This is a genomic window from Emticicia agri (assembly GCF_004168285.1).
Taxonomy (GTDB): domain Bacteria; phylum Bacteroidota; class Bacteroidia; order Cytophagales; family Spirosomataceae; genus Emticicia; species Emticicia agri.
The window spans coordinates 179,202-204,653 of record NZ_SEWF01000004.1; the positions used below are offsets into that span (position 1 = coordinate 179,202).

Below are 25,452 nucleotides of genomic sequence, written 5' to 3' on the forward strand. Positions count from 1 at the left end.
AATCAGGAATCCCATTAAAATAACTGACCAATAATTTACAAATTGTTTATTATAAATGATAGATTGGAAAGACTTTGAAAATCTAATTCAATGGAGTGAGCTAAATAAGACTAAAAAAATTGAAGAACCTACTTTTTTCGAAATTGCTGGTTTTCCTCATTATGAAATTGTTATTAGCAATTTTTATCATTATTATTTTGACTTATCTCAACCACATGGATTTGAAGATTTATTTATTACTTCGCTCCTTAATTTGATTAATCAAAAGTATGCAAAAAATGAAGGCTTTGATTTTAATAATAGATTATTTACTTCCCATAGAGAAGTAAGAACAAATAAAGGTAATCTCATTGACATACTTTTACTCGAAGGAGAAGAGAATGATAAACCTAATTTTAGAGATAATTTTGATGAAAGTAAATCTGCAATAATAATTGAAAATAAAATGTATGCAGATGTTTATAATGATTTAAATGATTACTATGATTTTGTTAAATGTGGAAATAAAATAGGTGTTGTGTTAACATTAAAGTCAATTAAGCTACAAAATAATAAATATGTTTGTATTACTCATAATGAACTTTTAAATGAGGTTACGAGACAAAGTTTAAATTACCTTTTATCTGTATCGGAGCGTCAGATTGCAATATTTAAAGACTTTATTAGAAATCTTCAATCTTTTTATAGAAATCAGCAAATGGAATTAGAGATAGAAAAACATATAGATTTTTTTTTCAACAATGGAAATAAGGTAAAACAACTCTTTGAGGAGTATAACAATTTTTTACTTTATTTGAATAAGACTATTGAACAAGTAGCTTTAAGTTTACACTTTGACCTTATGACAAAAAGAAGTTCTGCAAAAAAAACATCTGTGTTTGGAATAGAAGCTTCTTCAATAGGTTGGTGGATATATCTTGAAGATATAGTTTATGGAAAAACTTTTACAATTGATTTATGGATTCAACAAAATAACAGTGCTGTAAATCATTGGAAATCTCTCTCAGAAGTTGAATTAAAAAAATACTTAGAGCTTGCCCAAAGTTCAAGTATTTCTGTAAAGACTTCGAGTGGTAGTAATGATAGAAATATATGGAGAAAAATAGGCTCAAAAGTTTATAATGTAACCTTTAATGATTTAAATGATTTCGAAAATTATTTCAAGAATATTTTCGTAAAAGATTGGTTACCATTAAGAGATGAAATTTTAGAATTACAAAAAATTAATAAAACCATAATTTCTTAATTTCAAATAGTGAAATAGTATCTACTACTTCACTATCCCCACATCCATACCGGCTTTGAAGAGTTTTTGTGGAGGGTCTGTTTTAATGAAACGAGGCATCTGAAAACCTATCTGAAAACGTAAACCTACTTTCTTTTTGTCTTTTCTGTCCTCTAATTTTTCTTCCATATTGGTGATAGATAACCTGAAACCAAAACCCAGAAAATTGGTCATTTCATCTTTCAGTTCATCTTCAGTTTCTTTGTTTTCTTTGGCAGTTTTGGCATCATAATTCACTTTTTCTGCTACAAAGAGTTTCTTTTTTTTCTCCTGTGCGCTCAATGCACCTCCCATCAGCAACAACGTTATCAGTAATACAATCTTTTTCATTAGCTAAACCGGACTTAGTCATTCATTTTACTGATAAGTTATCAATAAAATCAGTTTCTTAAACTACAACAAATTTAGCCCTGCATTTCAGACAAGCAAACGAATGCCTGACCTTTTTTCAATTAAAGTTGGTCAGGCACTCATTTATAAAGGATAGATTGTTAAAATTCCGTATTGAATTGAAAAGAAGAATATGGTTGTCAGTTAGTTCTCCTCCAACATTTTCACCAACCTACTCCACATAATCCATTTCTTTCGTAAAGGTTTCATCAATGTTCCAGAGTGCTATCAATGCAATAGCTGAAGTACAGACACCTATCACTAAAGCCGCATACATCACACCCATATCAGGTTCCAGAAATTTGAAGAGTGCCAGTAGAGGAATAGTAGCGCCACGTACAAAGTTAGGCACAGTGGTAGCTACAGTAGCACGCAGGTTTGTACCAAACAATTCGGCAGCAATGGTAATAAAGAGTGTCCAGTAGCCATTGCAGAACCCCAAAAAGGCACATATTAAATAAAAACTGAATGAACTGCTGACAGGCACCAACAAATATACCAGCACAAAAGTCAATGAAAGCAGAATAAACAACAGAATCACCTTTTTGCGGCTTTGCAGATACTGGCTTAAAAAACCACTGGCAATATCGCCAAAAACCTGTCCGGTAAAGGTAATCATAACTGCTTTACCTGCATTGATAGGTTCGGCAATTCCGGCCGCTTTGGCAAATTCGGGTGAGAAGGTAATGAGGATACCCACCACAAACCAGATAGGCAAACCTATCAGTATCGACATCAGGTATTTAAAAAAACGGGTTTTGTTAGTAAACAGCATCAACAGATTTCCCCGTGCAATATGTTTGTTTTTGGCATCCACAAATATTTTAGATTCAAAGATGTTCACCCGTAGAATCAATAATAATAATCCCATACCGCCACCTACATAATAAGACACACGCCAGTCAAAAAGGTCGGCCACAAAAAAGGCGGCTATGGCCCCAACCAGACCCAGCGTTGCGACTATAGTGGTTCCGTAACCTCTTATCTGTCGTGGTAATATTTCTGTTACCAGTGTAACGCCTGCGCCTAACTCTCCTGCCAGACCCACGCCTGCTATAAAGCGACAAACGGCATACTGGGGTAAGGTATTGACAAAGCCATTGGCAATATTGGCAAGCGAATAAATAATAATTGACCCGAAAAGTACTGATAAGCGTCCTCTTTTATCGCCCATCACCCCCCAGATAACACCCCCGATGAGGAGTCCGGCCATTTGTGTATTAATGAGCATAGCTCCTTCGTCAAATAATTGTTTGCCTTCAAAACCTAACTCTTTCAGGCTGGGAACTCTTACAATATTAAAAAGAAAGAGGTCATACATATCTACCAGATAACCCAGGGCGGCTACCATTACAGGCAATTGTAAAAGTTGTTTAAGTGTATTTTGCGAGTTAGACGTAGAATTGGTCATGAATAGGTTTTATAGATGGTTGAAACCTCGTGGCAACTCTTCTCCACTGTAGGAGAGGAGTTGGCACGAGGTTAAAGATAGATACAGAAAGGAATTTACACCTTATTAGGAATCAGGTAAGGTGCACGGTATTTGCGGCTTAACATCGCATTGGCTTCCTTATCACCCGGGAAAGTTTCTGTTTTAGGATCAAATTTCAGCGTTCTGCCTAAGCGATAGGCAATATTTCCCAAGTGCGCAATGCTGGCAGCCAGATGTCCGGTTTCAATTGGGCCATTCAGTAAGGCTTTATTTTTGGCTCTTACTGCCTCTAAAAAGTTTTTGTAGTGGTCGCCTCCGGCATTTCTTGCAGGGCCGGGTTCACGGTTTCTGCCCAAGAAAGTTTTATAGTCGTTATACCCGTTGATAACCATATAGCCTTTGTCGCCATAGAAAATATTTCCTACTTCTACCCCATCTTCTTTATTGGTCATCCACGGACGTACTTCAAACTGAATCACTTTGCCTTGTTTCGGATAATTATAGGTTGAAGTTAATACCTCAGGCGTTTCTTTACAGTCGTTCCAAAGGTATTTACCACCTGCCGAGGTAATTTCTTCCGGCAAACCTACATCAAGCCCCCACATGGCAAGGTCGGTTTCATGAACCCCCTGATTCCCGATGTCGCCATTACCATAATCCCAGAACCAGTGCCAGTTATAATGTACATAGTTTTTGCTGAATTCTCTAACCTGAGCGGGGCCTTGCCACAAATCCCAGTCTAAACCTTCGGGTACAGGCGATGGGCCGAGGTTGCCAATATCCGGTCTCCATTTATACACCGTACCACGCGCCATATATACTTTTCCGATAAGGCCATCTCTTAAATGCTTGATAGCTTCCTGAATAGCGGCAGAACTTCTTAACTGCACGCCATGCTGTACAATGCGGTTATATTTGGTGGCCGCTTCAACCAGTTTGCGGCCTTCGTACAGGTTATGACAGGCAGGTTTTTCTACATACACATCTTTTCCAGCCTGACACGCCCAGATAGCTGCCAGTGCATGCCAGTGGTTGGGGGTAGCAATACTTACGGCATCAATGGTTTTGTCTTCATACACCTTTCTTAAATCCTGCTCCATCTGTACTTTCTTCGAGTATTTTTTCTCAAAGTCAGTCGCTCTTTCCTGCAATACTACTTTGTCAACATCGCAGAGGGTGGCTACTTCTACATTTTCCTGCTTCATGAAACCTGAGATATGGTCTTTGCCACGGCCGTTAATACCGATTACAGCCACCCGAAGCCTGTCGTTAGCGCCGAAAGCCGTCGAGGGAATGATAGTTGGCAAAGACATGACCGCCAAAGACCCCGGAAGGGCTGTCTTGAGCACGTCTCGTCTGGAAAAATTTTTCATAGTATAAAAAGTTAAAAGGTTGAAAAGTAAAATTTATTGAGTGATTGTGTGAATGAGCGATTGAGTGATTAGTCTTGAACTGTGCCGCGACGGCGGACCGTTTTAACTGATTGAAATGATTGCACTGATTATTTTGTCTGAACTTTGATTTACCTGATTAACCTGATTTGGCTGACACAACATTTTGTAATTAGTTAGTTTCAAATCAGTTTAATCCATAAATCAGCTAAATCAAAGTTCAAAACTAATCACTCATTCACTAAATCGCTCATTCACTAAATCCTCAAAGCCTCCCCAATGTCATGCCGCCATCTACCATGATTACCTGCCCGGTGGAGTATGGAAAATCTCCTTTGGCTAATGCTGTTACCGCCTTGCCTATATCATCAGGGAAACCCCACCGCTTTTGCACACACAAACCATTTTCAATCAGTTGGTCATATTTGGCGGTTACTCCTGCGGTCATATCGGTTTTTATGACACCGGGGCGTACTTCATATACCGGAATGTTGTATTCTCCCAAACGAACGGCGAACAACTGGGTTGCCATACTTAATCCGGCTTTTGATATGCAATACTCCCCCCGGTTTACAGAAGCAATCGTGGCTGAAATAGACGAAACATTGATGATACAACTCCCGAATGTAAAATCATTCGCTTTTTGCGCTATCATCCAGTTGGCAACTGCCTGTGTCAGAAAGTAGGTACCTTTCAGATTGGTTGACATCACATAGTCAAAACTTTCTTCGGTGGCTGCTAAAATATCATTCCGTTCCTTAGGGGCTACTCCGGCATTATTTACTAATACGTGCAAGTGCCCGAAATGGGCCTTTATCTTTTCTAACATTGCCTGTCGGTCCTGGGTTGAAGCTATATCGCCCTGACAATAAATTACCTCTGCCCCCATTCTCGACAAACTTATCATTACATCTTTTACAGCCTCTTCAGGGCGCATTCCGTTAATAGCCAGATTGAATCCTGCCTTTGCCAGATGTTCGGCAATGCCCAGGCCTATTCCTCTGCTACCGCCTGTAATGAACGCTACTTTTCTCACTGATTCTCTTTTATTTCTTTTAATTTATCTGCTATATCTAAATTTTTATACAAAGGGTCTAAGGGGAAACAACCTGAAATCAGGCCGTTTCTTGGGGCAGTTGTGCAATCAGAAAACGTGCGGCAAATCAATTTGCGTTGCATGGGTCGGTTGTTCAGCACATCGTCGGGCAAGGTTGGGTAAGACAATACCATACGGCCTAAACCTACAAAATCGGCCATGTTGTTTCTGAGTACATACTGCCCTACATTCGGTAACCACTCCTGCAAATAAGAATAAGCCGAGCCTACAATTACCAGTTCTGGAAATGCCTGTTTTAGCTCATGTGTTACATTGATTTGTCTGGCAACACCTAAAAAAGGCTCTTCCGGCGGATAATATCCATCAGAAGGCGGAAAAGTTGCCGGACGCATCAGGTGCGGATTATAGTAAGGACTCCCTACAGTAATGCAGATTAACTGAATACCTAATTCCTGTGCTAAGGCTAAAAAAGCTTTAGGTTCTTCCAAATCAATGGTAGTACCTTGTCCTGTACCGCCAAAGGCATAATTGTATTTTTCACCTGACGAATAATCAGGTTCGCCTTGTCCTTCGCTGTCTTTTTTGAATGGTACCCAGTCGAACGCACTCAGGCGGATACCCATTTCTAAACCCGGTGCTTCTCTTTTGATGCCTTCTACAATGTTTCTCAGGAATCGGGTACGGTTTTCAAAACTACCGCCATATTTTCCTTCACGGTTAAACGAACTCAGGAACTCATGCCCTAAATACCCATGACAATGTTTTAAATCAACAAAATGGAAACCTGCTTTTTGTGCCAGAACAGCCGCTTTTACAAAATCTTCTACCAGTGCATCAATCTCATCATCGGTCATCAAGGGGTAATTCTCACCTAAATGGTATTTGGCATCTAATATCGGATGATTATAAAGGATTTTCGACTCAAATTTGGTATGGCTATTGGGTTTGCAGAATCTGCCTGAGTGTGTGAGTTGCAAGCCTACCACCAAATCATCAATATTACCAAATTTCTCGGCATGTTTGCTCATTACCAACTGGTAGAGTTCTTCAAAAGCCGCAAGATTCTCTTCGCTGATTAATAACTGATTGGGGTTTGCACGCCCGTCATGCCGTACCGCCGCTGCCTCGCAACCCCATAATAATTTAGCACCGCTAATCGCAAAATTTTCCCAGCGGCGTTTGGTGTATTCACTGGGTTTGCCGTCTTCTGTGCCATCCCATCCTTCCATCGGAAGAATACAGAAACGATTTCCAATCAGTTTACCCGATTTTAAAGTTAATTTTTCTGCAAACGGCGATTCTGCGGCATCTGTTAGTTCATCATCAAAACCTAAATCTACCTGCCCGTCTTCCAGATATTTTCTTAAATCTGCGGCAGTTTTTAATTGTGCTACCCGTGTATATTTTGGTTTAAACTTGGCACTCATAGTGTATGTCGTAAATTTTTTATCTGTCTAAACAGTTGTAAAAAGTATAATAGGTGTCGTTGTCGATAATTTTCTGTAAATAAAGTGCTACTTCACGGGCATGGTAATCGCCCCACATGCTCGATTCTCCATAGGCAATCGGGCTACCCGCAGGCACATAATCCCAACCATTGGGCTGGTGATAGATTGAGTGCAACAAAATACCCTGATGGGTTGGACTGGTACTCAGATACGGTTCCTGAAAAATGGCATCCAATACCGTTAAGCCAGTTTGCCAGTATTTTTCTCCGGCTTCTGTTTCTCCTTTATTTATCAGGTATCTGCCCAATCGCAGAAGCCCCTGTGCGGCAATGGCAGCAGCCGAACTGTCAACAGGCTCATACTCATTGTAAGGATTGGCAGGTTTGCTCAGGTAATCACCTAATTTATGCAGATTGGGTGCCCCTGTATCCCAGTAAGGTACGCCATCAACAGGCGTATGTTCAATATAAAAATCGCAGGTGGCACGGGCAGCCCGCAACATATAGTTTTCAATCACTATCCGTCCGCCATATGGCTCTAATTCTTCATCTTTTAAAATGCTTAAAAACTCTAATTCCTCGGGGAAACCACAGATAGCCCAGGCTAAACCACGTGTCCAGGTAGTAAAACCTGTATAACCTTGTTGAGAATTAGGACAACGGAAATTGCCGTCTTTGGTATTGAAGATGCTCTCGTGAGCTGTTCGCCCCCAGATGTCGTAAGAATCACGACCTTCTCCATAAAACACCGAATAGTCGGCAGTAGCTTTGATATGTGCTAAGGATCTTTCAAGCAAACTGATTTTTGCATCGCCTTCTGCCTGAAAAACATGACCTAATTTATAACTCAGCATCAAAGCCCTACACGAGCGGATGGTATCGACAAACAAGGAATGAGGCCCGTTGAATGAATGAATAAATCCCCCTGTTTTAATGGGTGTCCAACGGCTTGCCTGTACGGATCCTGATATTTTCAGTGCTAATTCGTAAAAATTCTTTTCCCATTTATTGGGTTCAATTTTACCTTCCTGCATCAACCGCAACAAATTACCATAGGTACTTACATTATTGAAACCGTGGTCGTGTACGCCTATATGGCTGATATGCGGAGCCATTACTTCTACGGTTTTCTGACGACCCATTTCTAAAAATTTAGTTTCGCCTGTGGCATCAAATTGTAAGATGGCTGAACCAAACTGAAAACCTTGTGTCCATTCTGTCCAGCCCCGGGTGGTGTATTTTCCGGCAGCCGTAAAAACGGGTGAGCCTTTGGCAACATCATAGTTTTGTTCGATTGAGGAAATTTTCTCACCCGAAAGTTCCCAGAATCTTTTCAGTTTATCAGCTAAGTCGGTAGGTTTGAGTTGGTAATTAATACGAATCATCAGGGCTAATTTTTATTTTTTCAGATTTTTTAAGTAGGCAATGGTTTGTGGTACCTGTGTGGCAATGTTCGAACTTTCGTCTTCTATGTAATAGTGTTCTACTCCGGCTTTTTTGGCCGCTATCAGAATAGCAGGTATATCTAACTGCCCAGTTCCAAGAGGCACATCATTTTCAGGCGATGTACCGCCTGACATATTGCCTTGAACCCCTTTTTTCAGGTCTTTCAGGTGCATCAGTTTAAACCGATTGCCATATTTATTGAGTAAGGCAGCGGGATCCTGACCCGGAAAGAAAGTCCACAATATATCCATTTCAAAACTCACATACTTAGGGTCAGTATTCTGAACGATGTAATCGAACAAAGTGCCGTTTTCGTGTGGTTGAAACTCGTAGCCATGATTATGATAGCAGAAAGTAAGCCCATGTTCGTCTTTCAGAATTTTGCCAAATTTGTTGAAATTTTCAACTGTTTTTTGTGCCATTGCGAGCGTAAAATCTCCCTGATGAGGTATCCAGGCTACCCGAACAAACGAGGCGCCTAAAGTTTTAGCATTTTGTGCTACCTCGGCCATTTTATTCTGCAAATCAGGATAGCCTACTCCATAAGAAGAACATTTAATGCCTCGGACATCTAAAAGCTGACGCATTTCCTGCGCTGTTTTACCAAACAGGCTTGAAAATTCCATATCGGTAATGCCGAGATTTTTGATAGTATCTAAAGTAGCAGCCGCATCTTTTGCCAGACTTTTGCGATAGGTATAAGAAACCATACCGGGTTTGTCAGGGAAAATTAGTTTACTTTTTTGCGCCATCAGGGGGCTAAAACTGACAACAAGCAAGAGTACAGAATAAAGTAGTTTATTCATAGCAGAGGTTTTTTGGGGGTTGAATATATCTTGAACCCCACCCTAACCCTCCCCAACAGTGGAGAGGGAATTAGAAGTCCCTCTCCCCACTGTTGGGGCGACCGCCGCGCGGAGAGGGATTTAGGGAGTGGGGTAAATGTGTTTACAAACCAGTATCTTTCAGCCAGCCTTTGAAGACAGTCAGGTCTTTTTTCATGGCTGTTGTAACTTCTTTAGGGTCAATTGTAATGGTTTTGGCACCGTTTTCTGCACCGCCTAATTTATATTCAAAGTGCATGGTAACAGGTACCGAAATATTATATTGCTTTAATAAGGCCAGATACTTGCCATAATTGACTACACCTTGTCCAAGCGGACAGCCTTCTTTCTGGAGTTTACCATCTTTTAAAACTCTTCTGAAATCTTTAATGGCTATTGATTTGATATAAGGCTCTATGATTCTGAAACCAATTTCCCAAGAGGTCTCACTTTCGTGTGTGGCATGGTGCACATCATACTGGCAACCCAATAAAGGCGAATTGATTCTTTTGAGGATAGGCTCAAAATCCCAGACAGTAGCGCCTAAAAACAAACCTGCGTGATTCTGGTATTCGCCTGAAATATTGTATTTTTTGTTCAGGGCTGCTACTCCTTTCATTTTCTCTTCAAAGGCAGCTACCTGAGTCAGAATATCTTTTTTAAGGTCGAAGCCATACCAACCCATCCGGTAGTGTTTGATACCCAACGATGAAGCCGTTTTCAATACCAGTTCAGTAATCGGGTTGGCTTCCAGTATATTGGTTACTATCATGGGTACACTTATATTCGCCTTTTTACAGGCTTCAACAACCTTTGGCAGGTCGTCTGCTACCCGCTCAGGCAGTACATGTCCGTCAGGGCGAACCGTCAGGTCAATGCCATCGAAACCGATTCCGGCTACGGTTTCGGCCAGTTTATTGTAGTCAGGAATCCAATGGAGAGTTTTTGAAAATACGCTGATTTTCATCTCATTGGCTGGTTTTGCAAAAACAATATTATTTTTTGCTAAAATACTACCAGTTATAGCTGTACCTATAAAATGTCGTCTGTTCATGCTTAAAATTAGTAAAATAATTCTGATAGAAGTACAATTTAAAGGCTGAAAAATTAAAAGAAATACGCACAACAAAAAAATCCCCACCGTTTCCGGCAGGGATTTATCGCAATGACAAGCTATAATGAATATTATTAAGGTTAGAAAAATAACTATTCTCAAAAATTTGTATGATGATTTTTTAAATCGTCAAAATTCGGCAGGATTTTATCGTTATCATCAAACTTGGATAGCTACGCATTATACCGGAAAACGATTTGAAAAATCGTGATACATAAGGACGTTTATTGGTGAAGCATAATAATATCAAATAGCCCGTTGATTGATGAATATCTGGGTGAAATAAGGATAGCCGTCTTTTCCTCTTACAACCCCTATACCTGTCAGGTTATAATTACCCTCAATATTCTTCCGGTGGCCGGGGCTTTGTATCCATCTTTTTACCACTTCTTTTGCTGTAAATTTGCCAAAAGCCACATTTTCGGCACAGGCATTGGCTTTATCAATCTTGCGCATAATTTTATCCATACGGTCGTCGAAGCCGTCATGCCCAAACGGAACTCTACCCCTACCCATGTCTTTGCTATGCTTCATAGCTGCTTCCGTAATCAGCGGCATCATCTGCATAGGTTTCAGTTTTTTAGTTGCCCGGTAAGCATTCACTTCTTCCAGAATTGATTGCTCCATTGCAGTAAAATCTTCGTCAGAAGTATTACTTTGCGCACAGGCAGGCATGGTATAGGTTATTAACAAAATAACCATTAACCTGATAAATAACATACGTTTAGTTTTCACTTTTCCCCTGATTAATTTCGGATATTAACGTTACAACAGGGTAAAATTATTGTCTGATGGGAAGTTTTGTTCAGTACCTATTTGCTCAGTTTCTCAATCATCTGCTTTGCATTGTCATTGAGGGGGTTTAGCTGCAATGAAATTTTATAATTGCTGATGGCCGATTCTTTATTGCCTGCTATCATATGGGCTTCTCCTAAACTATCAAAGGCATTAGACGATTTGGGATGTTCTTCTGCATTAAGTGTAAAAAACTGAATGGCATCTTTCAGACGCTTGTTATTGAGCAGATAATAACCCAGAGAGTTAAATTCGCTTTCGCTGAAATAAAAACGGTTATTGTCTTTTGTATCTTTGATTTGCTTATAATTGGCAATAGCCTGTGTCATGCCAAGCGTGTTGGACTCTTCTATAATTTTATTAGCCCACGAGTTTTTCGGAATCCTGTATGGCTTCCCTTCTAAAATATTGTTGATACCTTCACGTAATTCTCCGGTGATGGAATGACGCACATTACTGATAAACAGTATGGTATTGTACTGCTCAGGCTGACGTTCGATATAAGAACGGAAGCCACCAAAACCTCCATCATGCTGTATGATTTTTTTGCCGTTTTTTTCTGACACAAACCAGCCGAAACCGTAGGCTTTTTTTCCATACATTTCATCGTCGTTCTTTAACTTATCTGCCTGAAATGCCCTGTCTAAGGTTTTTTTCGAAATAATTGACGGCGCATAGAGCATTTTATCCCATTGATAGAGGTCGTCTATGGTGGACACTACCGAAGCCGCACCGCCTATAAAAGTATCGTAGTTATATTCATCGCCAAACAGGTAATAGCCAACCGCCCGTTTTTTATTCCGTAAGGACGCACTGTTTACATAGGTGTTTTTCATACCTGAAGGAATAAACACATGCTGTGTCAGAAAATCGTTGAGGGTTTCGCCCGATACTTTTTCTATAAGCATCCCTAATAAGGTGTATCCGGCGTTGCAGTATTCAAATTTTTCGCCGGGAGCAAAATGCAGGCTTGGTTGTTTGAGCAATATATTAAAAACATCTTTTTCGTTCATATCCGGAAAATCGCCGAATAATGCCAGTCCTGAGGTATGATGTAATAAATGTAAGATGGTAACAGGCTGCATAAACTCAGGCAACTGCGGAAAATAAGTGCGGATGGATTGGGTATAGTCTAATTTTCCACATTCCTGCAAAAGCATGATACCCATTGCCGTAAATTGTTTACTTACCGACCCTATATAGCATGGGGTTTCGGTGGTAAACAGTTCTTTGGTCTGGCGGTTGGCATAACCAAAGGCTTTTTTATAAATAAGTCTCCCTTTCTCTACCACCAGTAATCCGCCCGAAAACTGTCCGTTTCTGCTGATAGTAGAAATAAAAGTATTAATCTGTTTGCTTTTGCTGGGTATTTTCTGAGCCAGGGCACTTAGACCAATGCCTGCAACAGCAGTAAGAATGATTAGTATTTTTCTCATTTTCGGGTAACTGAACAATGTCTGATAGAAGGTAATCTGAACAGCGGTTCTGTGTTTAGGTTAAAATCTGATTCACAAAGTTAGACACAGCTTTGAGAATACTGAATGGGTAGGATTTAATTTGCGTTTAATAAAATAAGTTGTGCAGACATAAACCAATAAAAAATCTTTGTAATAGTCAATCCGGCATAGTTAATGCCGGATTGTGCTTTTTCATAATTTTGTAAAGAGCAGCTTGACGCTGTATTATTTCGCTTTACGGATATAGATATTTCCGTGCATATTTTTCATCATAACTTCGCTACCGCCACCATTTACTTTGCCTTGAATCCACTCGTCGATACTTACTTTGTACATGCCATTCTGGTTACTGCGTACACCTTTAGGAGCTGATTTGTCAATATCCATATCAAAATCGCTGTATACTTCACCACGATCCGATTTTACTTTTGCATTCATCTTAACCGTAGTCGGGAAAGTAATATCTATGTTGCCATTCAGGGTTGTAAAAGCCATTGGCGAGTCGGTAACTGTTTTAAAATTGGCTTTTATGACACCATTTACTGTATTGGCAACGGCCGAACCTGCTACGTTGGTCATGGTAATATCACCATTCACATTATTAATTTCCAGTTCTCCGGTTACATTCTCAATCACAATATCACCATGATTGACCGTGCTTACTTTTAAAGAGAATTGTTGAGGAACCTTGATAGATAAATTAACAGGTTGGCGGTGGCTGCTCGAATTTACATTTACCTTGTTATTTTTCTCTTCGGCTGATAATTCAAGACCACCCCGTGGCGTGATGCGTTTCATGCCTGAAGCCGACTCGTCAACTCTCTCTTTTCTATTAGTAACCGGAGTGGTTTCGGCATCAATCACCACCTCTTTTCCGGCATATCCTGTTACTTTGATAGACCCGTTAATTAATCCTACATGTAATGTTCCCGATTTGGCCGGGTCGCTTAGTGGCACCACCAGTTGTTCTTTGATTTCGTTCTGCGCAAATGCTGGGGTGATTATACTAATGGTCATAAGCACTAAGACTGCGATAATTGCTTTACTATTTTTCATTGTTACGATTGTTTTTTAATATAAATGTTTCCGTTGAACGTTTCGAATTTGAATTTTCTGCCTCCATTACCTATGCGGATTGAAGACTTTTTGTCGAGCTTATAAACAGTTCCATCGCCTTTATGCTCTATATTTTTGGTAACTTCAGGTGCCAGTAATTGCGTATCAGGGAAATCTGTAAAGAATTCACCATTAAAACTCTTGAACTGCAAATCGCCTGAGAAAGAAGCCGGATAAGTTACACGGATATTGCCATTGAGGGTATAATAAGACGATTTTTCAGGAGGACTTGCCAAGTAATTGATGGTTACATCGCCGTTAATGGTATGCACATCGGTAGCTCCTTTGGCATTCACTAATTCAATACCCCCATTCACATTATTCGCTTTAATAGACCCTGTTACATTTTTCACATCAATATCTCCGTTATTGACCGTTGACACATAGAGATTAATATCGGCCGGCACTTTTACTGTAAAATTCAGGTTAGCCCGATACTCAATTCTGCGGTTCCAGTTGCGGTTTCTTTTTTCTTCATGCGGTCTTGTGTACCAGGGTTCTTCAATATAAATGAGAATACTATCGCCTGTTTCTTCAAACTCTAATTTAAACTCTTCTTTGCCCTGCTCTACAATCTCCTGTGTTTTGCCCGAAATGGTCTTATCAATTTCAACCATTACTTTACTGCCCGAATAACTCTCTATTTTGATGAATCCATCAATGTTGCGGACGGCCAGTACTGTCTGGCTTGCTGGCTTTTTCAGGTCGAATTGTTTACTGATGTGTTCTTTAAATTCCGGCTTCTGAGCCGTAGCAGGGGCACAAGCGAACACCACTCCTGCTAAAAGTAGGATTAACAACTGTTTCATAATTTTGTCTATTTATTTTATACTCTGTAAGATAAAGCCTTGAGCGTTTCCTTGATTTTGGTTTTAACTATGACATCGGTATCATCTTTTTCCAACAATCGCTGCAATGGCTTAATAGAACGTTTTTCTTCCAGTTTCACCATTACATCAGCCAAAGCGGCTTGCACCAGTGGGGTATCCTGTTTTAAGATAGACTGCACCAGTCCCTCTCTTACTTTCGGGTTATCGGCCATTTGAGCCAATGCTTCTAAAGTAACTAAACGTACGTTTACGTTTTCATCATTGTTCAGTGTGCTAAGCAGGGCTTCAAGTACTTTTCCATCAACACTCTCAATATCCTTTGAATAACTTACGGCTTTCATACGTTCGGTTGCAGAAGAATTCTCTTTCTCCAATAAAGTCAGCATCATCTTCTCATTCATTTCCTGAACCTGCGTAGATAATTCTTTTATCTGCCCCTGGTAATCCGGCGTTTGCTGTCTGCTCAGTAAATAGCCTCCGCCTAAACCAATCAGAAGCAGACACATACTATAAGAGACTCTTAACAACAATTTTGGCGTAAAAAACGATTCCAATCTGTATTTCAAATCATCCCAGAAAGCCGTTTTCTTTACTTTCTTGTTCTCGGCTCCCTTAAAGGTTTCAAGCATGGTATAAAACTGAATCGGCAGGTTATCGCTTGGTTTGGGTACAGATAAGGCTACGTTTCCCATTACTTCCCAAAGCTGACGGGTAGTCTTTAATTCTTTCTGGCAATCGGGGCACTCGTTTAAGTGGACTTCAAAAGCTGCCCTCTCCGATGCAGGCATCTGGTTATTCAACCAATCTACCATCATTTCACTGGCGTGTTCACAATTCATGAGCTTTGCTTCCATTTTCAATTTTTAAAAAGTGTTTTTTTAATTCATTCATGGCACGGTGTACTCTTACTTTTATGGCTCCCTCGGTAGTATTCAGAATCGCTGCTATTTCTTCGTACTTCAATTCCTGATATCTACTCATAATGAGCACTTCTTTATGTTCGGGGCTTAGTTTATCTATGGCCCGTTGCAACATTTCTGTTTCCTGTTTTTTTTCCAGTTCCTCATCGGCTGTTAAGCCTCCGCCTACTCTTTCAGCATAATTTTCGATGGCATAATGCTGCATAGAATGTTTGTTCTGTCTGTACGAATCATTGATTACATTGCGTGCCAGATGATACATCCAGGTATGAAACTCGCCCTCTGCCGTAAAAGTATGTCTGTATTTCAACATCCGATAAAATACATTCTGCACCAGGTCTTCGCTTGTCTGGGTATCGCCTGTCATGTGATACAGAAACCCAAACAAAGGGCGGTGATACCGCTCAAACAGCAGACCCATTTTATCGAGGTCGCCGGCCTTTACCTGGAGCATTAGTAGATTATCTTGTGTATTCACACGTTTAAGAATGTATGTTGGTTATCAAATTCGAAGTGGAAACCGCGTAATGGAAAGAAGGTTACAGAGAATTTTGAAAAAAAATATAAAATTTTATTGAAGTTAATATAATTAACTGATAACTAACTAATTAGATGCAGAAATTATATTTAATTGCCATAAATATATTTCTTCAAAATGCCACGTTGGCGGGTCTTTACTTTTTTTACCTGAAAAAAAGTAAACAAAAAAGCAGGCATCATTTAAACTCGTACAATTAAAAAACTGACAAATCCTTCCCTATATCAGTGTTTTTTTCCACGTTTTTTAATCGTACTCAAACAGGAAATGATGTTTTAAGGTTACAATTTTTAGTTGTGATTTTATTTTTAAATAAGGACGACACCTATGTATCGCCCTTACTGTTTTGCTAAACTAATAACTAACCTCATAAGTAACCACCTGCAAGCTATTATCATAGCTTTGTAAGTCAATACGGTTGAGTTGTACTTGTGTTTTGGAAGAACCAAAAAGCCTTACCCCTTCGCCTAAAATCAAGGGATTGGCTTTGATTTTCAGCACATCAATCAGTTGATTATCTAATAGCCATCCGGCAAATGCTCCGCCACCGCATAGATAAATATCCGTTCCTGATTCGGCTTTCAGGGCTTCGATGTGTTTCAAATCACGATTCAGCACCTTTACATCCGGGTGAGGATTCTCCAATTTCAGCGAATCCGAAAAAATGAAGTGTTTCATGTTCGGATAAGCCGGCTGGCCGGGTTCCATACCGTATTTATAGCCAAACTCGTAGGTATTCCGACCCATAATTACGGTGTCAAAACTTTGTAGGTCTTTGAAATACTGATTGACACCTTCGCCTTGCTGAACGAAACCTGAAATATCGTCATTGAGTCCGGAGATAAAGCCATCTGCGGATACTGCTACATAATATGTTATTTTTTTCATAAGCTAAAACCACCCCTAACCCCTAAAGGGGAATAACTACACAAAGTCTACAATAAAGTAAGACTCATTATAGTCGAAAAAAGGGTATTTATTTGATAAATGATTAATTGAGCTAAAAGAGGTTTTTGCTCTTTTATGCTAAAAAATTGAAGAGTTGTAAGAGGTTTGTCTGTTTCGACAAACTCAGGCGATTGTTACCATGATTGGCTCTATGCGAGATTTGTTGAGACAAAGGTATGGAAAAAAGGGAACTTTTTCTGTATTTTCGCAAAAATCTAAACCTAACCAAATCTAATGAGGTATCTGCAATTCAGTAATGGTGATTTAATGCCTGCTTTGGGACTTGGCACCTGGAAATCGGCCAAAGGAGAAATTTATCAGACTATCAGAACAGCCATTGAGATTGGTTACAGACATTTTGACTGTGCCTTTATGTATGGCAATGAAGACGATATAGGGCAAGCTATTCATGATGCCATTAAAAATAATGAGGTAAAAAGAGAAGACCTCTGGATTACCTCTAAACTCTGGAATAACCGCCACCGCACAGAAGATGCGCAACCTGCATTGGAAGCCTCTTTAAAAAATCTGCAATTAGATTATCTCGACTTGTACCTTATTCATTGGCCTGTAGCACTGATATATGGAGTTAATTATCCGCAAAAAGCGGAGGATTTAATTAGCCTGAATGAGCTTCCATTGAGTGAAACATGGCAGGCGATGATTGCCTTGAAAGAGAAAGGTTTAGTTAGACATATTGGCGTTTCTAATTTCAGCAGCAAGAAAATCAGTCAGTTAAGAGATGAAACGGGCGTTTTACCGGAAGCCTTGCAGGTAGAATTACAGCCTTTCCATCAGCAAAAAGCATTGGTAGAGTTTACAAAACAGAATAATATAGCTATTACAGGTTTTTGTCCGTTAGGTTCGGCTGACCGCCCGGCCAGTCGGGTTTCACCCAATGAGCCTAAACTGTTTGAAAACAAAACGATTCTGAACATTGCTCAGGAAAAAGGCTGTTCGCCTGCACAGGTGATGCTGGCATGGGCAGTCAACAGAGGTACCTCGGTTATTCCGAAATCGGTGAACCCTACTCGTTTGAAAGACAATTTAGAAGCAGCAGATATAGTCCTTTCAGCCGGGCAAATGGAAAGAATGGATGCCTTAGACAAGCATTACCGCTTCATCAAAGGCGATTTCTGGTGTCTGGAGGGTAGTGATTATACTTTAGCGAATCTTTGGGATGAGTGAGAGCATTTATTGCTCAATCTCTTCTAAACACCAACTGGTAGCAGTAAAGAATCTATCTACTATGTATGTTTGATTGAACTTGATTTTTTGTAATATTTCTTTGATGAAGTTCTCACGTTCTTTTCTTACCACGCCATGATTGAGATAGAGAACTTCATCAATCATGTATTGAATTTCTTTTATCTGCGTTTCATCTTCAATATCGGTATTTGGAACAAAACGATGCGTTACATCATCATACTCAAAATATTTTTCGGGAGAATAATCTGTTAAATCAGGTTTTAAATAGGTAATAACAGTTTTGTCTGACTTCCTGCTATTGATGGTAGAGTGAATCATAAAAAGATTGTCCCAAAGCCAATATTGGTTTTCTTTCAAATCGGGGTTAAAATGTTCTAATTCTCCAAAATGGTCGGTTCTTTTATACTCTTTTGATGAAATATCATACTTTCCATCTTGCCAGTTTTCTTGTTGATATAATTCGGGAATGCAGATTGGGATTTCTGTATAGGCGCAAACTCCTTTCTGGCATCTGTGCAACTCCATAACTATATCATCATAATAAGTTCTGGAATCAGGGTGTTTTTTATTTTTTTTCTCTAAATTATCAACCCACTCTTTATATTTAGTTGAAAAAATAGAATCATAACTCTTGTCTATCTTTTGCATTTGCCTAATCCCATTTAGAAAGTTCTTTTGAAAGTTTACTAATTGCTTCAATGATTTCTAATGTTTCCGGCTCTTGTTCTTTTCCTTGTTTTTTTAGCTTATTATATTTTACATTTAAAGTAGCCAATTCATTTAACTTAGTCTTTCTCTCAGGCGAACCATCATCCTCTAAATCAAAAATCCGTTGTAGTATATCATCCCAACGCATGTACTTAGGGTTCCATTTATAATTATCTACATGATTTTCTCCTTCATAATAGAGTTCTCTGTAAACTTTTCCATCACTATTAAATTTCAATTCAACAATTTCCCAAGGCTCAAAACTGGAAGCAATAATAGGTGAGTGAGTAGAATAAAAGAATTGACAGTCCTCAGTTAAAGTAGAATAATAATCTATAATGGTTCTTTGCAAATCTGGATATAAAGAACGCTCGGGTTCATCAAATAAAATAACTGTATGCTTTGGCTTGAGTAGATATAGTGGTAACGCACTTAATACTACTTGTTTAGTACCTGTACTCCATAATCCATGAGGAATTTCGTTATTTGTAAAATCTTCTATCTTAATAAAGCCAATATCTTCCTTAGTTTTAAAATCTAATTCTGTTTTTACTTTCAGTTTATAGTGCGCTAGTAATGGATTAAGGCATTTATCCGCAATATCTTGAATTGGGTTAAACTCATTTGCTTTCCAACTTTCTAATTTTTTTAACGCCTTTTGAATTGCTTTTATATCACTGGAAGATTTTTCAACAACTTTTGAAATATCTTGTCTAATTTTTAGTTCTTGCTCTTGATAGCCTTGAATTTTTTCTAAAATAATATTCCAAACTGTTGAAATTTTATCCTGGCTAAAATCTATTATCTCTTTTTCTTCTAATTCTTCTTCACTTTCTATATCCAAATTATAATTTAAATTCGCGGGGAAATAAATAAGTTTAGTGGAAGTTTTATTTTGCCAATCGTCTTGAAAAATATCCCAAATTTCTCGGTTTAATGTATACTCTACATTATTAAGCTTTACTTCAGTCCAATTCCTAATAAATAACTTAGCTTTTGAAAGTGTAAATTTCAAATTTGAAGAGTATTCATTCGAAAGACCAAATAAAATATTAAAAGAAATTTTATCCTTTATACTATCCTCTCCAATCTTTTCTAGGAGATTGGTTTCATAAAAACATAAAAATTTTGGTACCAACTCTAGCAAAGTTGTCTTCCCAGTCCCACTTTGCCCAATGAAACAGACCTTATCCAATGGTTGCCCTTCTTTCTCATGCCCTTTTGGATAAGTTAAATCAATAGAGAAATCTTTAAATTGATGAAAGTCTTTTATTTCTATTTTAGTAATCTTCATATCTTTAAATGAAAATGCTCTTTTATGCAAACCTAATGAATAGAAATCATCCTTGCAATTTCTTATACCTCCATTTCCAACAACGCATAACTCAAAGCCTTGCCATGCGTATCTATAGCCAATGAAGTAGTAACGCCTCCTAAAAGAGCATGCTGGCAGACAAAAAGTAAAGAAGCTATGTTAGGCAACTCGTATCTGATGATTTCGCCTGAGACAATTGCGGATAAATGCTGTTTAACGCTATCAGCCGTTACGGCAGAACAAAGCATTGGATAATCTGATTCATCATACGGAATCAATGAGAGTGTGAGTGTATTGCCTTTGTCTCCGGCACGGCTATGGGCTATTTCGTAGAGCTTCATGGATAATTGCGAATTAGCGAATGGTAAATTAGTGAATGAGTGATTAATTGTGAATGGTGAATTAGCGAATTAGTGAATGAATGGCTGTCGCACAATGATTTATTCAAATTACTTCTTTCTTTATAGCTACGATTCAAAAATCTGGATTTGGGGTTGGATGTTTTGGCGGTCTATTAAGGTTGAAACGATGCCAATTACCTCATTTACATACTTTCTTACGCCTCCGCCTCCGGCCGGGCCGTTGGTGTAGAGGGCTTCTACTTCTTCGCCTATGATAGCGACATCTGCTGCGTTTGTGGCTTTGCCCGCTACCCGCAGTCGGATTTCATAAGGGGTTGAGGTATCTCCAAAGTTAGTCCGGTGAATGGCGTTGCTACCGATGTAATCAATTCTTAAATCAGGGAATTGGGGTTTCAGACGTTTTTCTATGATTTCGCCTGCCAACTGTGCACGTGCCAAAGCTGAGGCACCTGCGTAGGCTATTTCTCCTTCACCCAGATAAAAGGCTTTGTAACCTACACTTACTTTATAGGTCTGCGGTTTGGTTTTACCCGTTCCTCCCGTAACTAATACCTGATTTTCTCCTGTTTCTTTCAGAAAGACCGTCGTAAAATCTGCTATCACATCAGGCGTGTAATATTCGTGCGGATTAATGACTTCGTACAACAATTGTTCTTTGGCTGTTTGCAGATTTACTACCCCACCTGTACCCTCTACCTTACTGATAATGGCCGAACCATCTTCAAACACGTCAGCAAATGGGTGCCCGAGTTTATCCATATCTGCTACAGGCTTTTTTACCGGGTCGGCAAAATAGCCGCCTGTAATATGTCCTGCACATTCAAGCAAATGCCCTATCACCGTTCCTTTGCCCATTAAATCATAATCATTATTCGTCCAGCCAAATTCATGTATCATAGGAGCTAAAAACAACGACGGGTCAGCTACACGTCCTGTAATTATAATTTGTGCATCTGCCTGTAAAGCTGATAAAATACCTTCTACACCCAGATACGCATTGGCCGAAATCAATTCTCCGCTTTGTTGTAAAGGTTTTCCGGTTTCAATAGCCTCAGTATCGGGTGAAAGATGCGTAAAAACATCATCGCCATACACAGCGGCTACGCTTACAATTACGCCTTGTTTTCGGGCAATTTCTATGATTTTCTTCGCTCCGGCTACCGGATTAGCTGCGCCCATATTGGTAATAAGGCGTATATTGTTCTTGATTAATAGAGGTAAAAGGCTTTCAATTCTTCGTTCCAACAAGGGGTCATAGCCTTTGGTGGGGTCTTGCAATCTGCGTTTCTGGGCTAAGGCAATGGTGCGCTCGGCCAGACACTCTAATATCAGGTAATCTAAATTGCCTTTTTCGGCCAATACAATGGCAGGTTCGAGCCTATCGCCTGAAAAACCTGCCCCACAACCTATTCTTATTTTCTGTTTCATAGCTATCGGTTTAAATATGCAATGAACCTGTTAATAGTGCCACAATTGTCATTACAATGGTAGTACCCCAAGCCCATTTAAACACAAACTTCTGGTGCTCGCCCAAATCAACTTCTGATAAGCCTATGAGCAAAAAGGTAGAAGCCGTAAGCGGGCTTAACGGAAAACCTACGGTCATTTGTCCGAGTAAAGCCGCACGACCGATTTCTAAAGGGTCTATGCCGAATTGGGTAGCTGTCTGACTCAGAATAGGTACTACACCAAAATAATAGGCATCGGGTGTAAAAAGCATACTGGCAGGCATACTGGTAAGGGCTGTCAGCGTGGGCAACCAGCTTGCATGGTTCTCGGGGATAAACGAAACGAGTGTAGTAGCCATCGCCTCAATCATTTTTGAGCCTGTCAGGATTCCTGAAAAAATACCTGCGGCAAATATCATGCTTGATACCATAAAGATATTGGTTCCGTGACTTTTGAGTACTTTTTGCTGGTCGGCTAATTTAAAGTAATTAACCAACAGGGCAATCATACTGGCAATGACAAATAAAGCAGGCGCAGGAATCCAGCCTTTCATGAGCGTAACAATGAGAGCAAGGGTCATAATGGCGTTCACCCATATCAGTTTTGGCCGTCTTAATTCTCGTTGTGCTTCACTCAGGTTTTCCTGATGGTTATATTGAAAATCGAGTATGCCCAGACGTTTGCGTTCTCTTTTACCAAAAATATACGCCACAAACAGCACCCATACAATGCCGCCCGCAATGGCCGGAATATTCGGGTTGAATAGATGCACGGCATCTGATTTAAGGGTAGAAATAGCTCTCGCCGAAGTACCCGACCAAGGCACCAGATGCAAAGGACCCACACTCAAAGCGACTATACCGGAAAGTATCAGCCGATTGATTTTGAGTTGTTTGTAGATGGGCAGAAATGCTGACAGGACTATCATAAATGTTGCGGTACCATCGCCATCTAAATGCACAATCATGGTAAGAATAGCCGTTCCGAGAATCACCTTTAAGGGGTCGCCTTTTACGGAGCGGATGATAAAAGCAATTACGGGGTCGAAAAGTCCTGCATCGAGCATGGTGGCAAAATACAATACAGCAAACATGAGCAGAATGCCTGTGGGTGCTACCTGTTTGATACCTGCCAGCATCATTTCGCCTAATTCTTTCGGATTAAAGCCTGCTAATAAGCCGAATATAATAGGTACAATCACCAAAGCAGTGATAACAGATAATCGCTTGGTAATGATAAGAAACAAGAAAACAACAATGGTGGCAAATCCTAATAGGGCAAGCATACAATGGGGTATAGATTAGGTTAATGAATAGATTTTACAGGCTTCTGCAAGCGGACGTCGCACGGTCGAAGCCACTTGCAGAAGTTCATCAAAACAAATTCGTCATATTCTCTGCTTTTCTGATTTCTCTTTCTGCATCTTCCGGTAGCATCAGTCGTTGTTTGACCATTTTTTTAGCCGCTTTCTTAACTTTCTTTACATAATTCTCATGCGACTGATAGCGTTCTTCCAATGATAGTCGGGTATCGCTGTTTACCAGTCTTTCGGCTCTTGTTTTAGCAAATGGGATATACATACCCTCTAAAACGGCCAGGTCTCCTTCGCCATACCCTGCTTTGCGCAGGCTCCAGCCTGTGTAAGTACCCAATGGCACTCTCAGGGTGAGTGTTTCCAGTCCTCCTGTTTCGTTATTATCTTCATCGACTTTAGGCACCAAAACCGTGTACGACTTATCTTTTTTCACCGTTGGGTTTTCACCAATAATACCAGTCATCATTTTTTCATCGAATTGCGGGCCGAAATCTCTTACCTTCAATCCGTTTACTAATCCTCTGAAAGGTACATTGAACATCGTTTGCCAGCCTATTTCATGGGCCTTAGCTAATGTTTTGCTCCTGACGGTGGGATACATACTTTTAGGGGGTTTAGTGCCTTCCAGTACCCATTTTTCTAAGGCTATCTGCAAGGCTCTCCAGACATCAGTATAGGAATTGGAGTTACCCATAAAGCCTGTCATTTTATTAACATTGGTGTTGAATGCAGGAGTATGCTGGGTACCCGAAAAAAGATAGATTCTTACATTATCCGGTACCGAAAGGTCTTTTGAACCATACACATCGGTTGTACGCAAAGACATACGAGATTGCCAGTATTCGGTTGAGCTTAGCGTGTGCATGATTTTAGGCAGAAAGCCCTGTTGCTGACAAGCATCGAGCATACCGCCCTCAATACCCGAAAGCGGGTCTAAGGTATTAGACCATGTAAAAGGAGGCTCATTGCCCGGGAAAAATATCTCTTCGTGCTGCATTCCCCCCCCACCCGGACGGCCGAAACGTACGTTTAAAGTAATTCTTCTCGGGCCGATGTGTACATTTACTCCCTCAAAAACAGGTTTGTTGTCTTCGTCGGCATTGAAGCCTAAATGCAGAAAACTGCGCAGGTAATTGCCACATTGCGATACCCCAACCCCTATGGCAGCTTTAGTTTGATTCATTAACAGGTTATCAGCCTGTTGCGCATATCTGAAAAACGAGACTATGTCTCGGGTGGCGGCAAAACCTAAACCCAAAACCAAAGGATTTTTGGCTGTATAATCTAATTCATAAATATAGTTGGGGTCAAACCCACCTTTTACCGAAATCTGGGTAGTGCTGGGTTTACCCGGAAAAGCCTCTTTGGTACAATCGGCAAAAGCCCAGTCTGTATTGGGGACTCTTTCAGGTTCGTCAGCCGCATGAATGCGTCTCGTTAGTGTAGCAGTAGCATTGTCTAAAGAAACCGTTTCGTAAGCCTTATGAAACTGGGCGCTGAATGCTCCTCCGCTCAGGTTTTGTGTGGGCGTATTTTCACTCACTATCAGTTCGGCATGGAGTTTCCCTATAATCTCTTTGCCGTTTTCGGTAGCCACAGGTACCTTAATTTTGAGTTTATTATCGCCAAAAATATCTCCTTGCCAGCCACTCCACAGATATATATAGCCTCTTTTCATTAAGGTAGTATCTGCTCCAAATACATTACCCCGGTTGGGCACATTATAAAAAAGCAGATGATTACTCTTGTTTAAATCAAGGGGTTTCAGCATGATAAATTCCATTTCATACTCTACCATTCCTCTTTCGTTGCGAGGTGCCAGCGCAATATCCTGAATGATGGTATTATGTGTATCCGCCGGATTCACTTCTCCAAAAGCTCTGCCTGTCAAGCGTTGGTATTGGCCTACACTCCCAAACTGCCTGCCATTAGCATAGAGTTCGGTTTTATCAATCACAATTCTGATAATACGGGCTTCGCTGGTAAATGCCCAAAGACTTAGGAAAAATAGAAGCAGTAGTGTTTTTTTCATGGTCAGGTAAAATAGTTTTGAACAAATAACTCTCTGACCAATACTATTAGCAGAGAGTTATTAAAGAATGAA

Annotated in this window: 23 protein-coding genes; 2 read left to right on the forward strand and 21 right to left on the reverse strand. The window is 39.9% G+C overall.

All coding sequences use genetic code 11. The features are described 5' to 3' along the window. Nucleotides 1-55 precede the first annotated feature (55 nt). Nucleotides 56-1,246 carry a PD-(D/E)XK nuclease family protein gene (locus EWM59_RS03960; protein WP_130019650.1) on the forward strand — a complete coding sequence of 397 codons (1,191 nt, stop codon included), beginning with the start codon at nt 56-58 and terminating at the stop codon, nt 1,244-1,246. Between the two features lie 24 nt (nt 1,247-1,270). On the opposite strand, the gene EWM59_RS03965 is transcribed toward EWM59_RS03960, so the two are convergent. The 15 genes from EWM59_RS03965 to EWM59_RS04035 all read right to left on the reverse strand — a co-directional run bounded on the left by EWM59_RS03965 (nt 1,271) and on the right by EWM59_RS04035 (nt 16,930). After that, nucleotides 1,271-1,615, reverse strand: coding sequence for a hypothetical protein (locus EWM59_RS03965; protein ID WP_130019651.1), 345 nt, complete (start codon nt 1,613-1,615; stop codon nt 1,271-1,273). Between the two features lie 232 nt (nt 1,616-1,847). Next, nucleotides 1,848-3,086 (reverse strand): MFS transporter, encoded by a 1,239-nt coding sequence (locus EWM59_RS03970; RefSeq protein ID WP_130019652.1) that lies wholly within the window; start codon nt 3,084-3,086, stop codon nt 1,848-1,850. A gap of 95 nt (nt 3,087-3,181) precedes the next feature. Next, entirely contained in the window at nt 3,182-4,480 is a 1,299-nt protein-coding gene (locus EWM59_RS03975; RefSeq protein ID WP_130019653.1) for a Gfo/Idh/MocA family protein, read from the reverse strand. 283 nt (nt 4,481-4,763) lie between these two features. Continuing rightward, nucleotides 4,764-5,534: a 3-ketoacyl-ACP reductase gene (locus EWM59_RS03980; protein WP_130019654.1), complete on the reverse strand. Its 771-nt coding sequence runs from the start codon at nt 5,532-5,534 to the stop codon at nt 4,764-4,766. Further along, complete coding sequence (locus EWM59_RS03985) at nt 5,531-6,982, reverse strand: oxidoreductase (protein ID WP_130019655.1); 1,452 nt, start codon at nt 6,980-6,982, stop codon at nt 5,531-5,533. The genes EWM59_RS03980 and EWM59_RS03985 overlap by 4 nt, the downstream gene beginning before the upstream one ends. A 19-nt stretch (nt 6,983-7,001) precedes the next feature. Further along, on the reverse strand, nt 7,002-8,387 hold the full coding sequence (locus EWM59_RS03990; RefSeq protein ID WP_130019656.1) for a glycoside hydrolase family 88 protein: 1,386 nt from the start codon (nt 8,385-8,387) through the stop codon (nt 7,002-7,004). 12 nt (nt 8,388-8,399) lie between these two features. Beyond that, nucleotides 8,400-9,254, reverse strand: a complete 855-nt coding sequence (locus EWM59_RS03995; protein ID WP_130019657.1) for a sugar phosphate isomerase/epimerase family protein — start codon at nt 9,252-9,254, stop codon at nt 8,400-8,402. Nucleotides 9,255-9,396: 142 nt separating this feature from the next. Then, complete coding sequence (locus EWM59_RS04000) at nt 9,397-10,326, reverse strand: sugar phosphate isomerase/epimerase family protein (RefSeq protein ID WP_130019658.1); 930 nt, start codon at nt 10,324-10,326, stop codon at nt 9,397-9,399. A gap of 306 nt (nt 10,327-10,632) precedes the next feature. Continuing rightward, entirely contained in the window at nt 10,633-11,121 is a 489-nt protein-coding gene (locus EWM59_RS04005) for a CAP domain-containing protein (RefSeq protein ID WP_229239271.1), read from the reverse strand. Nucleotides 11,122-11,198: 77 nt separating this feature from the next. Then, nucleotides 11,199-12,617, reverse strand: a complete 1,419-nt coding sequence (locus tag EWM59_RS04010; protein WP_130019659.1) for a serine hydrolase domain-containing protein — start codon at nt 12,615-12,617, stop codon at nt 11,199-11,201. A gap of 246 nt (nt 12,618-12,863) precedes the next feature. After that, entirely contained in the window at nt 12,864-13,694 is an 831-nt protein-coding gene (locus tag EWM59_RS04015) for a DUF4097 family beta strand repeat-containing protein (RefSeq protein ID WP_130019660.1), read from the reverse strand. Between the two features lie 2 nt (nt 13,695-13,696). Continuing rightward, a complete protein-coding gene (locus EWM59_RS04020; protein WP_130019661.1) occupies nt 13,697-14,563 on the reverse strand; it encodes a DUF4097 family beta strand repeat-containing protein in 867 nt (288 codons plus the stop codon). A 17-nt stretch (nt 14,564-14,580) separates the two neighbouring features. Further along, a complete protein-coding gene (locus EWM59_RS04025; RefSeq protein ID WP_130019662.1) occupies nt 14,581-15,438 on the reverse strand; it encodes a HEAT repeat domain-containing protein in 858 nt (285 codons plus the stop codon). Beyond that, on the reverse strand, nt 15,413-15,958 hold the full coding sequence (locus EWM59_RS04030) for an RNA polymerase sigma factor (protein ID WP_130019700.1): 546 nt from the start codon (nt 15,956-15,958) through the stop codon (nt 15,413-15,415). The genes EWM59_RS04025 and EWM59_RS04030 overlap by 26 nt, the downstream gene beginning before the upstream one ends. Before the next feature lie 438 nt (nt 15,959-16,396). Then, on the reverse strand, nt 16,397-16,930 hold the full coding sequence (locus EWM59_RS04035) for a dihydrofolate reductase family protein (protein ID WP_130019663.1): 534 nt from the start codon (nt 16,928-16,930) through the stop codon (nt 16,397-16,399). A 294-nt stretch (nt 16,931-17,224) separates the two neighbouring features. On the opposite strand from EWM59_RS04035, the gene EWM59_RS04040 reads away from it, so the two are divergent. Further along, the gene (locus tag EWM59_RS04040) at nt 17,225-18,178 is read left to right on the forward strand and encodes an aldo/keto reductase (RefSeq protein WP_130019664.1); all 954 of its coding nucleotides are present in this window, start codon (nt 17,225-17,227) and stop codon (nt 18,176-18,178) included. A 6-nt stretch (nt 18,179-18,184) separates the two neighbouring features. On the opposite strand, the gene EWM59_RS04045 is transcribed toward EWM59_RS04040, so the two are convergent. The 6 genes from EWM59_RS04045 to EWM59_RS04070 form a co-directional block, all read right to left on the reverse strand. Beyond that, entirely contained in the window at nt 18,185-18,847 is a 663-nt protein-coding gene (locus EWM59_RS04045) for a hypothetical protein (protein ID WP_130019665.1), read from the reverse strand. A gap of 4 nt (nt 18,848-18,851) precedes the next feature. Next, the gene (locus EWM59_RS04050) at nt 18,852-20,201 is read right to left on the reverse strand and encodes an AAA family ATPase (protein WP_130019666.1); all 1,350 of its coding nucleotides are present in this window, start codon (nt 20,199-20,201) and stop codon (nt 18,852-18,854) included. Between the two features lie 62 nt (nt 20,202-20,263). Next, nucleotides 20,264-20,563: an AtuA-related protein gene (locus tag EWM59_RS04055; protein ID WP_130019667.1), complete on the reverse strand. Its 300-nt coding sequence runs from the start codon at nt 20,561-20,563 to the stop codon at nt 20,264-20,266. A gap of 126 nt (nt 20,564-20,689) precedes the next feature. After that, nucleotides 20,690-22,012: an acyclic terpene utilization AtuA family protein gene (locus EWM59_RS04060; protein ID WP_130019668.1), complete on the reverse strand. Its 1,323-nt coding sequence runs from the start codon at nt 22,010-22,012 to the stop codon at nt 20,690-20,692. 10 nt (nt 22,013-22,022) lie between these two features. Beyond that, nucleotides 22,023-23,318 carry a CitMHS family transporter gene (locus tag EWM59_RS04065; RefSeq protein ID WP_130019669.1) on the reverse strand — a complete coding sequence of 432 codons (1,296 nt, stop codon included), beginning with the start codon at nt 23,316-23,318 and terminating at the stop codon, nt 22,023-22,025. An 88-nt stretch (nt 23,319-23,406) separates the two neighbouring features. Continuing rightward, nucleotides 23,407-25,380: an alpha/beta hydrolase domain-containing protein gene (locus EWM59_RS04070; protein WP_130019670.1), complete on the reverse strand. Its 1,974-nt coding sequence runs from the start codon at nt 25,378-25,380 to the stop codon at nt 23,407-23,409. Nucleotides 25,381-25,452 lie beyond the last annotated feature (72 nt).

Excerpts from the sequence above, each read along its gene's own strand:
- EWM59_RS04010 (WP_130019659.1), bottom strand. The coding sequence starts at position 12,617 with ATGAGAAAAATACTAATCATTCTTACTGCTGTTGCAGGCATTGGTCTA.
- EWM59_RS03975 (WP_130019653.1), bottom strand. The coding sequence starts at position 4,480 with ATGAAAAATTTTTCCAGACGAGACGTGCTCAAGACAGCCCTTCCGGGG.
- EWM59_RS04025 (WP_130019662.1), bottom strand. The coding sequence starts at position 15,438 with ATGGAAGCAAAGCTCATGAATTGTGAACACGCCAGTGAAATGATGGTA.
- EWM59_RS04055 (WP_130019667.1), bottom strand. The coding sequence starts at position 20,563 with ATGAAGCTCTACGAAATAGCCCATAGCCGTGCCGGAGACAAAGGCAAT.
- EWM59_RS04070 (WP_130019670.1), bottom strand. The coding sequence starts at position 25,380 with ATGAAAAAAACACTACTGCTTCTATTTTTCCTAAGTCTTTGGGCATTT.
- EWM59_RS03960 (WP_130019650.1), top strand. The coding sequence starts at position 56 with ATGATAGATTGGAAAGACTTTGAAAATCTAATTCAATGGAGTGAGCTA.
- EWM59_RS04020 (WP_130019661.1), bottom strand. The coding sequence starts at position 14,563 with ATGAAACAGTTGTTAATCCTACTTTTAGCAGGAGTGGTGTTCGCTTGT.
- EWM59_RS04000 (WP_130019658.1), bottom strand. The coding sequence starts at position 10,326 with ATGAACAGACGACATTTTATAGGTACAGCTATAACTGGTAGTATTTTA.
- EWM59_RS03965 (WP_130019651.1), bottom strand. The coding sequence starts at position 1,615 with ATGAAAAAGATTGTATTACTGATAACGTTGTTGCTGATGGGAGGTGCA.
- EWM59_RS04015 (WP_130019660.1), bottom strand. The coding sequence starts at position 13,694 with ATGAAAAATAGTAAAGCAATTATCGCAGTCTTAGTGCTTATGACCATT.
- EWM59_RS04060 (WP_130019668.1), bottom strand. The coding sequence starts at position 22,012 with ATGAAACAGAAAATAAGAATAGGTTGTGGGGCAGGTTTTTCAGGCGAT.
- EWM59_RS04030 (WP_130019700.1), bottom strand. The coding sequence starts at position 15,958 with ATGCTCCAGGTAAAGGCCGGCGACCTCGATAAAATGGGTCTGCTGTTT.
- EWM59_RS03990 (WP_130019656.1), bottom strand. The coding sequence starts at position 8,387 with ATGATTCGTATTAATTACCAACTCAAACCTACCGACTTAGCTGATAAA.
- EWM59_RS04040 (WP_130019664.1), top strand. The coding sequence starts at position 17,225 with ATGAGGTATCTGCAATTCAGTAATGGTGATTTAATGCCTGCTTTGGGA.
- EWM59_RS04065 (WP_130019669.1), bottom strand. The coding sequence starts at position 23,318 with ATGCTTGCCCTATTAGGATTTGCCACCATTGTTGTTTTCTTGTTTCTT.
- EWM59_RS04035 (WP_130019663.1), bottom strand. The coding sequence starts at position 16,930 with ATGAAAAAAATAACATATTATGTAGCAGTATCCGCAGATGGCTTTATC.
- EWM59_RS04050 (WP_130019666.1), bottom strand. The coding sequence starts at position 20,201 with ATGAAGATTACTAAAATAGAAATAAAAGACTTTCATCAATTTAAAGAT.
- EWM59_RS03970 (WP_130019652.1), bottom strand. The coding sequence starts at position 3,086 with ATGACCAATTCTACGTCTAACTCGCAAAATACACTTAAACAACTTTTA.
- EWM59_RS03985 (WP_130019655.1), bottom strand. The coding sequence starts at position 6,982 with ATGAGTGCCAAGTTTAAACCAAAATATACACGGGTAGCACAATTAAAA.
- EWM59_RS03995 (WP_130019657.1), bottom strand. The coding sequence starts at position 9,254 with ATGAATAAACTACTTTATTCTGTACTCTTGCTTGTTGTCAGTTTTAGC.
- EWM59_RS04045 (WP_130019665.1), bottom strand. The coding sequence starts at position 18,847 with ATGCAAAAGATAGACAAGAGTTATGATTCTATTTTTTCAACTAAATAT.